Origin of the sequence: Sediminispirochaeta smaragdinae DSM 11293 (genome assembly GCF_000143985.1) — a bacterium.
GTDB classification, from domain to species: domain Bacteria; phylum Spirochaetota; class Spirochaetia; order DSM-16054; family Sediminispirochaetaceae; genus Sediminispirochaeta; species Sediminispirochaeta smaragdinae.
Map to the genome: position 1 here is coordinate 4,398,654 of NC_014364.1, position 13,833 is coordinate 4,412,486.

At 49.2% G+C, this 13,833-nt stretch carries 10 protein-coding genes; 4 read left to right on the forward strand and 6 right to left on the reverse strand.

Translation table 11 applies throughout. The features are described 5' to 3' along the window. Window position 1: 1 nt before the first annotated feature. The 6 genes from SPIRS_RS20500 to SPIRS_RS20525 all read right to left on the reverse strand — a co-directional run bounded on the left by SPIRS_RS20500 (window position 2) and on the right by SPIRS_RS20525 (window position 7,835). A complete protein-coding gene (locus SPIRS_RS20500) occupies window positions 2-1,525 on the reverse strand; it encodes an ATP-binding cassette domain-containing protein (RefSeq protein ID WP_013256608.1) in 1,524 nt (507 codons plus the stop codon). A gap of 72 nt (window positions 1,526-1,597) precedes the next feature. Further along, window positions 1,598-2,695 carry a sugar ABC transporter substrate-binding protein gene (locus tag SPIRS_RS20505; protein WP_013256609.1) on the reverse strand — a complete coding sequence of 366 codons (1,098 nt, stop codon included), beginning with the start codon at window positions 2,693-2,695 and terminating at the stop codon, window positions 1,598-1,600. A 137-nt stretch (window positions 2,696-2,832) separates the two neighbouring features. Beyond that, entirely contained in the window at window positions 2,833-3,888 is a 1,056-nt protein-coding gene (locus SPIRS_RS20510) for a sugar ABC transporter substrate-binding protein (protein ID WP_013256610.1), read from the reverse strand. After that, the gene (locus tag SPIRS_RS20515; protein WP_013256611.1) at window positions 3,875-5,389 is read right to left on the reverse strand and encodes a response regulator; all 1,515 of its coding nucleotides are present in this window, start codon (window positions 5,387-5,389) and stop codon (window positions 3,875-3,877) included. Before SPIRS_RS20515 ends, SPIRS_RS20510 begins: the two co-directional genes overlap by 14 nt. Further along, the gene (locus tag SPIRS_RS20520; protein ID WP_013256612.1) at window positions 5,374-6,855 is read right to left on the reverse strand and encodes a sensor histidine kinase; all 1,482 of its coding nucleotides are present in this window, start codon (window positions 6,853-6,855) and stop codon (window positions 5,374-5,376) included. The genes SPIRS_RS20515 and SPIRS_RS20520 overlap by 16 nt, the downstream gene beginning before the upstream one ends. Next, window positions 6,852-7,835: a sugar ABC transporter substrate-binding protein gene (locus SPIRS_RS20525; RefSeq protein WP_041866156.1), complete on the reverse strand. Its 984-nt coding sequence runs from the start codon at window positions 7,833-7,835 to the stop codon at window positions 6,852-6,854. The genes SPIRS_RS20520 and SPIRS_RS20525 overlap by 4 nt, the downstream gene beginning before the upstream one ends. A gap of 144 nt (window positions 7,836-7,979) precedes the next feature. Between SPIRS_RS20525 and SPIRS_RS20530 the strand changes: the two genes are divergently transcribed. From SPIRS_RS20530 to SPIRS_RS20545, 4 genes are read left to right on the forward strand one after another with little or no spacing between them, the layout of a single operon-like run. Then, complete coding sequence (locus tag SPIRS_RS20530) at window positions 7,980-9,530, forward strand: LamG-like jellyroll fold domain-containing protein (protein ID WP_245537642.1); 1,551 nt, start codon at window positions 7,980-7,982, stop codon at window positions 9,528-9,530. Between the two features lie 2 nt (window positions 9,531-9,532). Next, window positions 9,533-11,995, forward strand: a complete 2,463-nt coding sequence (locus tag SPIRS_RS20535; protein ID WP_013256615.1) for a tetratricopeptide repeat protein — start codon at window positions 9,533-9,535, stop codon at window positions 11,993-11,995. Next, window positions 11,992-12,873 (forward strand): HDOD domain-containing protein, encoded by an 882-nt coding sequence (locus SPIRS_RS20540; protein ID WP_013256616.1) that lies wholly within the window; start codon window positions 11,992-11,994, stop codon window positions 12,871-12,873. The genes SPIRS_RS20535 and SPIRS_RS20540 overlap by 4 nt, the downstream gene beginning before the upstream one ends. Then, on the forward strand, window positions 12,870-13,793 hold the full coding sequence (locus SPIRS_RS20545) for an MBL fold metallo-hydrolase (protein ID WP_013256617.1): 924 nt from the start codon (window positions 12,870-12,872) through the stop codon (window positions 13,791-13,793). The genes SPIRS_RS20540 and SPIRS_RS20545 overlap by 4 nt, the downstream gene beginning before the upstream one ends. The last annotated feature ends 40 nt before the right edge of the window (window positions 13,794-13,833 follow it).

Here is a 13,833-nt window from a genome sequence, read left to right on the forward strand (position 1 = left end):
ATCAGTTTTCAAGTGCCATATGCATAATCTTTTCCTGAGTCGCCTCGCTCCGGTCGAGTACCCCCTTTATTTGCCCCTCGTTCATCACGTAGATTCGATCCGCCATTCCGATTGCCTCCGGCATTTCGGAGGAGACCATGATGATGCTCTTCCCCTGGCTTGCAAGGGTATTTAAGATTGTGTAAATCTCATACTTGGCGCCGACATCGATTCCCCTGGTCGGTTCATCCACAATGAAAATCTCCGGATCGGCCAGCAAGCAGCGGCTGAGTACCACCTTCTGCTGGTTCCCGCCGCTCAGATTCCGAACGAGCTGCATGATGGTAGGGGTTTTTATATTAAGCGATTTACGATAACGCTCGGCGGCATGGATCTCTTCAAAGTTATTGACGATGCCAAGCTTTGAGAGCTTATTCAAACTTGAGTTTGAGATATTCGTCTTAACATCCTGAATCAGGATAAGACCAAGGTCCTTTCGATCTTCAGAAACATACCCGAGCCCATGCCGAATAGCCTCATGGGGAGAGGAAAAATCGTGGGACTCGCCGTTGATAAAAAGTTCTCCCTCGCATGAAGAGCCATAGGATTTTCCGAAGATGCTCATCATCAACTCGGTCCGCCCCGCACCCATAGGCCCGCAAAAAGCAAGGATTTCTCCCTTTCGAAGAAAAAACGAAGCATTATCCACAACCTTCAGAGCGTGGTATTCCGGATGATAGACCGTCCAGTTTTTCACCTCGAACACCACGTTCCCAATATTGGGTGTTTTGGGAGGATAAAGATGCGTCATATCCCGTCCGACCATATCTTTTATGATCATCGATTTATCGACCTTTTCCTGCCTGGTATCGTAGCTGCGGATCGATTTTCCATCGCGAAGAACGGTAATTGAATCGGCAATCTTCAAAACCTCATCAAGCTTATGGCTGATCATGATGCAGGTAAGACCGCCCTTTTTCAGCTCAAGGATCAGATCCAAGAGGTTTTCACTTTCGTCATCATTGAGAGAAGAGGTTGGTTCGTCGAGAATCAGCAATTCGGTCTGCTTCGAAAGAGCCCGCGCTATCTCCACCAGCTGTTGCTTTCCCACGCCCATCTTGCTCACGATGGTCTCAGGTTTTTCAGTCAAACCGACCTTTTCCAAAAGGGGAACCGATTCGACAAGCATCTGATTCCAATCAACGATCCCCATTTTTGTTTTGGCATGGCCTAAAAAGATGTTTTCATAGATTGAGAGATAAGGACTGAGAGATAAATCCTGATGGACAATGGTAAGCCCCACCCTCTCACTGTCGCGGATACTTCGAAACGAGGTCTCCTTCCCATGCATGAAAACCTTTCCTTCGTAGCCGCCTTTGGGGTATACCCCACTGACAACCCCCATCAGGGTCGACTTACCGGCTCCGTTTTCTCCGCAGAGGCAGTGGATCTCCCCTTTCTGAACGCTGAAGCTCACCTGGTCGAGGGCCCGGACTCCCGGAAAGTCCTTTGTAACATTTTGCACTTCAAGTATATATTCGCTCACACCGTTACCCTGTTACCCGATAGCACGATGACGGCACCCCAACCGGGTACCGCCATCGTGCCCATTCGACTGTTAATCGATATCGCTTGCGGAGTAGTAACCGCTGTCGATCATGATTTCCTGATAGTTGTCCTTGGTAACATTAACCGGCTCGAGAAGGTACGATTTTACAATCTTTTTGCCGGTATCATAGGTCTCTTCATCAAGACGGGCGCCCTGAATATTGGGGGTTTCGCCTTTCAAAAGGGCATCGGCCAGCTCGATGGCGGCGGTTGCAAGGTTTCTGGTATCCTTAAAAACGGTCATGTACTGCTTTCCGTCCCGAATGTACTGAATGGAGGCAATCTCTCCATCCTGACCGGTGACGACGGGAAGCCTGTCCACCGTGTTGTACTTGGCATCGGTCGAAAGCGCTTCGATGATGGCCCTGGCGAGGGTATCGTTGGGGGCAAGAACAGCATCAAGTACCACACCCTTGGCATCGTTGTTGAGGAGATTCTCCATCCTGGCCTTGGCAAGATCGGCCCTCCAGTTTTCGGTAGCAATCCTGGTAAAATCGGCATCGGAAGATGAAAGGGGAGCGGGTCCGACGATTTCAAGAGAGCCCTTTTCTACGTAGGGGCGAAGGACCGACATAGCACCGTCGAAAAAGAAATTTGCGTTGTTGTCGGTGGGAGAACCGGCAAAAAGGGTGATGTATTTGGGATTATCACTGCTGACACTCCCAAGGCCAAGAGCCTCTTCGATAGCAGCGCCCTGAAACTGACCGACCTTGAAGTTATCAAAGGTGATGTAGTAATCGTAGTCATCGGAACCGGTAATAAGACGGTCATATGCAATGGTGATGATATCTTCCTTCGCAGCATCTTCGATAACCGAAACAACACCTTCGTTAACCGATCCGACGATGAGAAGTTTTGCACCTTTGGTGATAAAATCCTCGATTTGTTGATTCTGCTTGCTTTGGTCGGCATCGCCGTAAGCAACCTCGGCGTTGTATCCCTTGGCGGTAGCATCCTCAAGAAGTGCAGCACCATCTTTCTGCCACCGTTCAACATGGGTCTCCGGCATGGCAAGACCGATATCCAGCTTCTCTTTGGAACTACAGGATGTAAACATGGCTACAGCAGCCACCAAAAGGACAGCAACACCAGCGACAATTCGTTTCATATAAACTCCTCCGAACATGAATGGTTTTCTTCAGTATGGGGGGGATATGAACATCTGCACACAGGAGAAATTTGTCGACTACTTCAGATATTTTACCTGTATCACTATGAAAACAACACAATAGGAGAATTTTGTGGTCAAAATTCTCCTTGTTGGTCGCGATAGACATCTTCAACCGAGTGAAAACCGTCCCGAATCACCGTTTCATCCATATTTTCCTTAAAAACAGCCCGAGGCATCTCGACAAAAAAAGGGATCTTGACCCCACTATCGTTCTCGACCATTCGATCGGGATCGGGCATCTCGCCCTTCGCCAGTTCAACGGCAAGAGCTGCCGCCCGACTCGCCAGTTTCTCGATCGGCTTGTAGACGGTCATGATCTGTAGCCCCTCGACAACCCGTTGGCACGAGAGGAGATCCGCATCCTGGCCCACTACAGCGACATCTCCGGCCATGCGGCGTTCGGCAAGAAGTTGTATCGCGGCATTTGCAATCTGATCATTTCCAGCCGAGATGGCATCGATATCGGTAGTCCGCTCAAGCACCTCCCGAACTCTGACCGTGGCTTCGTCGCCGCTCCACTGTTCAAGCCACAGCTCATCGACGATGTGAATCTGCCCCGCCTCGATATAAGGGTCGATAATCTCATGCAGCCCATCATTCACTTCATAGCTGTTGTTATCCCGTATCGAGCCGTTGACAATCAGATAGTTGCCCCGGGGTACCTTTGACGTCAAAGCCTTTCCGAAAAGACGCCCAACCTCGCGGTTGTCGAAAGAGATATAGGCGTTCACCGGAACCCCCATGATCAGGCGATCGTAGGCCAACACCGGGATACGACGATCTCGTACTTCCTTAATGGCCCCCGCCAGTAGAGAGGTATCGTGGGCGAGAACCACCAGGATGTCGATATCCTTTTCAAGCAAATAGTGAATTTGATCTATCTGGGCCTTTGCACCCCCGGCAGAGAGTTGGAGGATCACTTCTGCTCCAAGGTTCTTTGCCGCTGTCGTAAAAATTTTGATGTCCTTATTCCACCGCTCGATGATGAAGGTATCAGTAGCGATGGAAAAACCGATGGTTACCTTACCCTCCTCTTTTTTTCCGTTCTCTTTCTCCCGCCCCCCCCAGCAGGATGATAAAAGAATAAGGACGGCAAACATACAAACGGATTGAAATCTAACGTTTTTCATCATCTCTTTGCTCCTGAAGAAAGCTGGTGGGGGGAATCCCTTTCTGTTTCCGAAAAATTCGACTGAAGTAGTTGGGATCCTGATAACCCACCGCATAGGCTATTTCTTTGATGGGTAGTCTGTTTTCCAACAAAAGTTCCTCAGCGACACGCATCCGAACAGAAGTAAGATAGTCGATAAACGAGGCTTCGAGATGCTCAGAAAAGAGTCGGCTGAGATAGCTTGGGGACACGCTGCAAAAGGAAGCAACATCGGAAAGCTGCAGCTGTTTTTCGTAGTTTCCCTGAATGTAATAGACCGCTCGGGCAAGAACAGATGGAAGCTGCCGCTCCCGGTAGGGATTCTCAGCTTCAATTACAGCTCGAAGCGCCCTCCCCGCCCAGGCATCCCATTCCTCCTTTGTAGATAGGGCCATGATATCTCTGGCTGGTTCAAAGGGAAAAGCGGGCGGTTGTTCTCCCCCGAGGGAACGGACAAGGTCATCAAGTAAGAGGGTAAAAAAGGCAACCATACGAGCTTTGGCAACATGAAAAGGAGAGGAACGAAACACATTTTCGCTATATCGGAAAAAGGAAGGATAGGCATCATCCAAACTATGAGCCCTGGAAATTTGCCTTCGAAGTTCAAAAACCGCCTCCCAATCCTCACCGACCCCCTGTTCTTCATCATCTTCCGATACATACTGTAAGGCCTCACCGCAAGAGCGAAAGAAAGAGTCGAAGGGGTGGGGGTGGCCCAAGCCGGTGGTGATTCGTACTTCTTGAGGAACCGAACGCTTCACAATGGTGTCAAGAACAGAACGAAGTCGCTCGGTTTCCAAATCACCGGGAAGGAAAACCAGCAGCTTTCCCAGATACTCGGTGGAAAGCTGTTGATATTTGAGGGATATTTGTCTCACGATCTCCTCGTGAAAACGGCTGCGCTCTTTCACCTCCACCCCGGTAAGTTTGATGAGGTACATCGAAGCGAGATCGCTATCGATGGAAAAAAGTTGCCGATATCGATCCCACTCCTTGCGGTTCAACCCCTTCCAGGTCGCCAACAAGAGAAAATTCTTCTCTTCCCAAACCCTGGAGTTCATACTTCCTTTTACATTGTCCAACCTGAGGGCATTACGTTCCCGCTCCTGATCAAGATGACGACGGGCCTGCTTCAAGGTATCGAGAAATTTCTTCCGGGAGATCGGTTTAACAAGGTAATCGAAAACTCCGAGGGGAATTGCCTTTTTTGCAAGATCAAAACGTTCGTACGCGGTAGAAAGCACAAACAACATGGCGGGATAGCTCCGCTGTAGCTCCTTTATGGTCTCCAGACCGTCGATACCCGGCATGCCAATATCCATGAATACCAAATCGGGATGATTCTGGTGTGCCGAAGAGATGGCTTCGAATCCCGAATGAGCCTTTCCCGATACGGTAAAACCATCTGCAAGATGTTCGACCATATACGAAAAGCTATTGAGAACCGGTTCCTCATCATCGACGATCAGAACTTTATACACGGTTCCTCCTCCATGTCGATGGATATGATGACCTCTGTTCCACGATCAGGTCCCGACTGTATGGTGACAATGTCCGGATTGTCGGGATAGAAGAAATAGAGCCGCTGGATGACATTTTCCAGTCCCATCACCTTGGAAGTATGTTCCTGATCCCAGGAATAATGTTTGAGAAGGGAGTCCGTCATCTCCTTTGCGATACCGATTCCATCATCACGGACCGATAACATAATCATCTTTCCCTCTTTCCATACCTTCACCGAAATGCTCCCTTTTCGATGAACCCCTTTAAAGGCGTGTATGACCGAATTCTCTACGAGAGGTTGCAGAATCAGGGCTGGGACCGAACAGGAATCGAGGAGAGGTTCCGAGACATCAAGCCTGCAGTCAAGGGTTTTCGGAAATCGAATCTTGAGAATGTAGAAATAGGAACGCAGTCCTTCAATTTCATGCCGAAGCGGAACAATCAACTTACGCTCGCGAATGTTATGGCGAAAGAAGGTTGCCAGATGTTCCATAAATTCGGCAGTCTTTTCGGCATCTTCCACAATAGCAAGCTGAACACCGGTATTAATCGTGTTAAAGAGAAAATGGGGATTCATCTGAGCCTGCATGGTATAGAGCTCCATACGCTTGAGCAGCTGTTCCATCTTCAAATTTCGCAGCTTTTCATTCATGTAGCCTTGCTCGATGCTTTTCTGACGCTGAATTTCGGCAATATTGTGCCGAATATCATTCTTCATATCATTAAAGGCCTCGACCACGGCCTCTACTTCGCTTACGGCAGAGATATGAATATCCTCTATCTCGAAGTTCCCGGCCGACAGCTCTCCTGCCATCTGGGCAAGGCGGTGCATCGGATCGGTAACCTTGTTGATGGAAAAGAGCATCCAGGTTAAAGAAAAGAGAAAGGAAAAGATAATCATCAGAAGGTTTCGCAGCTGTAATTCCCGAGAGACATCGATAACCGACTCGTAAACCGCCAACTGCTTTCGTATTCCGGAAAGACTAATGGCATCGATCCTCGTAGTCAGGTAGGCATTCAGATTTTTCATCTCTTCATATTTACGCGTATACTCGCCGATGGATCTCCCCCGCTTAAGGGCGATGGATTCTTCAACAAGGTCCAGATAGTTTCTCAACATAAAGAAAATTTCCCGTTCGGCAAGCTGATATGCATCCGTTGTCACAGGAATTTCCTTTGGTATCATCTGGCGCAGTGTCTGTTCCCTGATGAGGAGTTCGGCCAATGCCTTGGAAGAACGGCTAGAAAGATAGGAGAGAATAGGGGTTCTGATTCGGGAAATTTCCAGCTGTAATTTCTGATAAAACTGTTCTTTACGAAATTGGGTGTCGACAATTTCCTGAAGTTCCATGGCGCTGAAAAAGACATACGACATGGAAAAAACAATGGTGACAAGGCCCAGAATGATATTGAGAAAGAGTTGCATTCGGAGAGAACGTTTCATTTTCCCTCCTCCACTTTTCGAAAGGTACTTACCTCGCTTTGCGTGATGATGCTAACGCCCGTATCGACATAGCCGGCAGAGTGTCCATTTCTCTTCAGCTCGGACAATACCTCGATTGCGTGATATCCGATGCTTCGGGGATTCGTCACAACGGTTCCTGCAAGAATGCCCTTCTCCACATAATCGAGGATGGTCTCTTCGGCCCCAAAACCGATCAATTGAACCGTTCCAACAAGGTTCATATCGATAAGTACCTGTGTCGCCGCAAGTGTATCCCTGGCGTCGGTAAATACAATGGTAGAAATCCCCGGTTCATTACGAAGTATCCGATAGATCAGGGCTTCCGCATCCAGGGGATTCAGATTGGTCATTTTTGCAATAGGAGGCGACTCAAGTCGTTTGCCAAGAGCGGAGGTAATTCCCAAACCGACGAGGTCCTTTTCCGCATAAATACCGGGAGATTTTTCACTGTAGACTACTGCTATCTGAAGCGGATCGCTGCTTTGCAACGCTATCAATTCTCCGATTTTTCGTCCGATATCAAAATTATTTGTGCCCACAAAGGTCCATGGAGCATCATCGGAAATGGTATGTTCGACGAGAACCACGGAGATATTGTCGGCACTCAGCTGTTCCAGAATATTTCGAATCTGCTGTTCCTCAATATTCGGATAGATTACCGCTCCGTCGATTCCGGAGAAATGAGCCATCGCGAGATCGGGAGAACCATAGCCGACAGGATGAAAGGAAAGTGCACAGTTATATTCCGTAGCAGCGGTTCGGGCTCCCTGAGCCACCTGATGAAAAAAACTGTAGGACTCCTCGGGCAGAAAAAGAGCAAAGTGATATTGAGCACTTTCACCTCCACTTTCGTCGCTGGTAATTCGTGCAAGATCGACGATCGTGTGGAGCGAGAGGACAAAAAAAGTGAGAAAGAGGAAGCCGAATAATGCCATCGGTATCCTTGCAAAACGATTCATAACATCAGTCCAAAATAGTCAGGATTATCAGTTCAGCGGCATTATATCACACATTAGGAGAGCAGAGAGCCCGAAGAGAGGGTTTTACTTCCGGCAAAAAGCGTCGATAATAGATACAAAGCTGTGAAGACAAGAGACGTTCTATTGAACCAAATAGTGAGAATAGTATTTCTCACCGCAGTATGGGCTATCCTTCCCCTCCCCCTTAGTGCCTCGGAAGTATCGATAGGCCGTTCCGCAGGGTGGGCTTCCTTATGCCTTTTATCCCGCACGACACTGAGGGTTCCTTCGGGCAGCGGTGAAACAGTTATCGGTGGGAACCGGATTAGCTTTGAAGAGAAATCGCAACAGGTTCTGATGCTCGACGAAGATTCTTATAGGCCGGATACGAACACCGACCTACTCCTTCATTTCGATAGAAGAAACGAGGTAAACGGCGGCCTCTATCGTCTTATGGAAGACGGAGCCCATTATCCCCGGACAGAACGAAAATTCGGGCCGGGTGCGGCACTGTTCCGCAAGATGGAGAATGAGATAGCGTTGATGCCTGAAGCCTCTTCACTCCTGTACCCTGATACACTTTGGAGCGACTTTACCATAGAATTTTGGCTCAGACCCCAATACCTTGAACAGGGAGAGACGATACTGCTTTGGCAGAGCAGCCGTCAGATCGAAAAGGCACTAGCGGCCCAGGAGATTCAGGTGTATGTCTCAGGCAGAAGCCTTACCTGGCGCTTTGACAACATCTTTCTTCCCCCGGGAAACGGTCCGTTTTCTATAGAGATCGAAGGAAGAACCCCTCTGGTACCGGAACAGTGGCACCACCACAGCCTCTGTTTTAACGCAAAAACGGGAATGCTTCTTTATCAAGTCGATGGCAAGGATGAAGCGGTACGCTACATAACGGCTACAGGGCAGGAGGGATCATCGGTATTTCTTCCCTACATAGGCGGTCCGGAAGCCGAGCCTTTACGCCTGGGAACAGGCTATACCGGCTTTCTCGATGAACTGAGGATCAGCAAAACCCTTATTGAAACGTCACATCTGAAACCCTATCCGCTGAAAAGTGGAACGGCAGAGACCATTCCCATCGATTTGGGCGGCAAACACGCAAGGGTGGTATCCATTGAAACGGACAGCAGCATCGAAGGGATGAGCAGGATAGGATACTTCTACCGACAAAGTAATACGAAAAGCGATTATGAAGAACTTGAAGGGGCATGGAAACCATTTGTTCCGGGTACCCCATTCCCGGTGGAAAGCAAGGGACGTTTTCTTCAACTTCGCTTTGAACTCTTTCCCGACAGTACGGGAAGCAAAAGTCCAATGCTCTCGGAAGTACATATCTTGTATGAACAAGATCCCCCACCAGTCCCCCCCTCGCTCATCAATGTTGTTCCGGAAGACGGATCTCTGACAATAAGCTGGAATGCCGTATCCGCACACGATCTCTCCGGCTATCTCCTTCTGTACGGAACGGCCCCTGATGATTATCGGGGGAGTTCCGCACATGAGGGTATTAGCCCTATTAATGTAGGGAAAAATACCAGCATAACCCTCACGGGACTGGAAAACGGGACCCTCTATTTTTTTAGAATTGCAGCCTTCGATAACGACGATCCCCAGAGACCCGGCCCTTTAAGCCGGGAAGTGTACGGACGCCCGACACAAAACAACACGCAAGGAAGACCATAACAGTGACGCCCCGGGAACTTTACGAGCTGGCACGTGATGCCCTCAGCCTCCATGATTACGAAACAGCAAAGCAATATACCGACCAGCTTGAAAGCCTTTATCCGGACAATCTCAGCGTGTTGATCCTTTCGGGAACAATAGCCATGAAGCGCGGGCGTTTTGCAGAGGCTGCGGGAACCTTCGAGCGTATTCTCTCCTTTGCCCCGGATAATGTGGAGGCATTGAATAACCTTGGAGTTGCTCTACGAAGTACCGGTGATATGGACAGTGCCTTAACATACCTTAAGCGCGCATACGAAACGGATCCTCAGAGGGCCGATGTTCAGTACAACATTGCAAACTGCCTCAAAAGCAAGAGAATCTACGATGAAGCAATCCGGTACTACCGTAATGCCATTTCTTTGAATCCCTCATTCAGTTTTGCTTATAACAATCTGGGAACCATCTACGAAAGTCAGGACCAGACGGACAGAGCCATTACGACATACGAAGAGGGACTTCAGTACGATACAAACCATCCTACCCTTCGCTACAATTTGGGCATCTCCCTGGAGAGCCAGGGAGACTACGAGGCGGCCATTCGGGAATACAAGCGCAGTTTGAAGAGCCGTCCCGGCTGGCCTTCGGGAATCAACAATCTTGGAGTGGCCCTTCAAAAAGCCGGCAAACTCGAAGAAGCCGAACGGATGTTTCGAGACCTGGTGAGGATCGCCCCCGGCAGCGTAAAGGGAAACAATAACCTCGGAACCGTTCTCGCAGAACAAGGAAAGGCGGAGGAGGCCGAACGTTGTTATCGAAAGGCCCTTAGCCTGGATGCCGGCTACGGGAAAGCGGCCTTGAACCTGAGTTCCCTGAAGCGGGAAACCGAAAGCCCCGAAGAAGCATTGAAATCAATCCAGGCGCTGGCCGCCGAGTTTCCCGACGATGTTGCCCTCCAACTTCGTTTTGTCCAGGCATATATCGATGCAGGGAAGGTCCACAAGGCTGGGGTGATCCTTGCGCCTCTGCTGAAAAACGACCCGGACAACGGTGAGGCCCACTGCCTGATGGGAAGGATAAGAAGGCAACAAGGCAAGAAGGAACTTGCCGAACAGCATTTCAAGCTCGCCCTAAAAAAAGATCCCCCGGCCATCGAAGCATGGCTTCATCTTGCATACATGGCAAAAGACGGTGGTGAGGTCGAGCAAGCAATGGGAGCGGTTGGGCACTATCTTGAGGCAAAGGGAGATTCTCACGAAGGATCACTTTTGCTTGCGGAACTACTTATTCAGAAAAACCTCTACACAGAAGCGTTGGAGATGTACCAGGAACTCTATGCGGAAGATTCTCTCGACCAGCGTATTCTTACAGGGCTGGTCAATGTGAATCGCATGATGGGCAACCAGGCCGAGGCCGTCCGTTTCGCAAAGGAACTTGTTCACACGAAAGAGGGGCTTGGGGACGATATAGAGATCGAAGAACTGGAGGAAAGTCTCGATCTCTATGACAAGATGACCGAAGAGTATGCTGAAGAACGGGAGAAAGAGTGGAAACAGCATCTCATGGCCCTGGCAAAGGAAGAGACCCAAGAGCGTGAGGCCGAAAAGGAAACAGAGGAGGAGACTGAAAGCCTTATCGATGAAACCATTCCCGATTTCGGCCAGGATGAAGCAGCAATCATCGATATCGGCGGCATCGAACCGGTTATTGCCATTGATGAAGAGGAAGAAGAGCTTGATCTTCGTGAGCTTGAAGAGGATATTTTTATTCCTGATGAAATTCCTGATGAAGAAGATGAGAAGGATGAATCACCGGCCCCCCTCAGAGAAGCGAAGACCATTCAGGGTGAGCCGCAACATGAGCCACAAGAGGTGCCGCCTCCTGGTGGAACGGAAGGGTATGGAGCACCTCCTACCCCCACAACTCCAGGCCCATCACCTCAACCTCAACCATCAGAAACTACACAGGACCCCAAACAGCCGCTCATGACTCAGCTGAACACTCCGGTAATATATACTGGAAAACCGCTACGTAAAGCACATCAAAAAGGCAATGCAACGGAAGAACCTATCGAAGAACTAAAACCGGTGGAGACAAGCGCTTCACACAAGAAAGAAAAAGAAGAAACGATTTCGGAGAATACCGCAGAAGAATCGGCAGATTTACTTGCATACCTTGAAAGCTTAGCCCAATATCTGCCGGAGGAACTCCGGGAAAATTTTGAAGAAAGCGATATGCCGCTGAGAATGGAATCACTACGGGCTAAACTGAAAGGAAAGGAAGGATTAATAAAACGCCTTTCCGGGCCGACCGCAGTAATAAAGCCGGAACCGCTTCCGGCCGAACCTCTTCGTAAGGCCAAGGTGAAAGACAGCTTCGCCTTCTTTGATGAATTGGCTTCCTATTTACCAGCAGAAGAGGTAAAAATATCCCTAAAACAGCGTATTGGGGCCATACTGAGACAAATCGACGGAGAGTCTGAATGAGTGAGGATCGAGAGAAAAATCTGAGAATCGTTGCGCTGTACATTAATAAAATGCCGAGTCTTCCGACAAGCGTTGCAAAGGTCATGGAGATCAGCAACGATCCGAATGCAAGCCCCGCCGATCTGAACCGAGTCATCAGCATTGACCCGGTTCTCATGGGTAGGGTCATGAAGCTTATTAATTCCGCTTATTACGGACTCAATCAACGGATCACCAGCCTTGTTCGGGCGATCATCATGCTCGGCATCAACACCGTAAAAAACCTTGCACTCTCTACGGCCATTCTGGGAAACCTAGGCGGTAAAGAACATTTCCAGGCTCTCAACATGGATGGATTCTGGCGCCACAGTCTCTGTGTCGGCGTTACCGCCAAGCAGATAGCGAAAAAAAGAAAGGTCGATCCGAGAAAGATAGAGGAATTTTTCGTCGCGGGTTTGCTTCATGATATTGGAAAGATCCCCTTAAACAATCGTCTATCGGATCAGTATTTTCTTGCAATGAGCATCGCGGACCGGGAAACAATGCCTCTTTATAAGGCGGAAAAACGGGCAATGGCAATACATCACTGTGAAGCGGGACAACTTATTGCAAAGACCTGGAATCTCGGCCAGGAGATCAGCGACGCCATTATCTACCACCACAGCCCCTCAGCTTATGAGGGAAAACATCGGGAGATGGTGCTGACCATAGCCGCCGCAAATTACCTTGCAAACTTCCTGGAGATAGGCTTCTCCGGTGACCGCTACCCGGAGAAGCTTCCGCTTGAGCTCTTTGACGAAATAGGTGTCAGTTTCGACTGGCTCGAAGAGATCGAAGAGGTGGTAAACGAGGAAATCGAAAGGGCAAGGATATTCCTCAAATTGGGAGGTGAAGCATGATGAAGGTTCGTTTGTGGGGGGTTCGCGGTTCCATCCCTTGCCCCGGCCCAACAACGGTTCGGTACGGGGGCAATACCGCCTGTATCGAACTGAGAGTCGGCGATGACGAACGCCTTTTCATTATCGATGCAGGTAGCGGTATCCGTCAGCTTGGTGATTATCTTATGAAAAACGACCTTCCCAAAGGGCCGATTAGAACAAAGATCTTTCTCAGCCACACCCATTGGGATCACATCATGGGTTTCCCTTTTTTCACTCCCATTTTCATTCCGGGAAGTGAGCTGGAAATCTATGGTCCCGTCACATACGAAGACGAAGGACTGGATCGAATCGTCGGCGATCAGCTTCGGTATCGCTACTTTCCGGTAAAGCATAGTGAACTGGCCGCAAAGATCACCTATCATCCGATGAAAGAACGCAGCATGGAACTTGGAGACGGGCTCTGGCTCACCACCAAGTACCTCAATCATCCGATTCTTTGTCTTGGATATCGCTTCGAGTATAAGGGAAAGGTCTTTTGTACAGCCTATGATACCGAACCTTTTCGTAACGTATTCCCCGAGGACCCAGAGGATCCCAATTACGATTCTGCCGCGGCGGAAGAGGGAGCCTTGGCTGCACGGGAAGAAAACGAAAAGATTCTGCGCTTTTTCCAGGGGGCCGACCTCCTTATTCATGACTCCCAGTACACCCTCGAGGAGTACAAAAACGGTAAGATCGGCTGGGGACACTCCTCCTTCGAGTATGCCATCAATGCTGCTCACAAGGCTGGCGTAAAAAAACTGCTGCTGTTTCATCACGATCCGAATAGGAGCGATGATCAATTGGAAGCGATAGTAGACGAATACCGATCGAAAATTACAGGGAAAAGCGGGCTCATTATCGAAATCGCACGGGAAGGTTCCCTCTATTCGATTTAATTACTTGCGATAAGTTTTCTGCGGGATATAATTGGAAAGA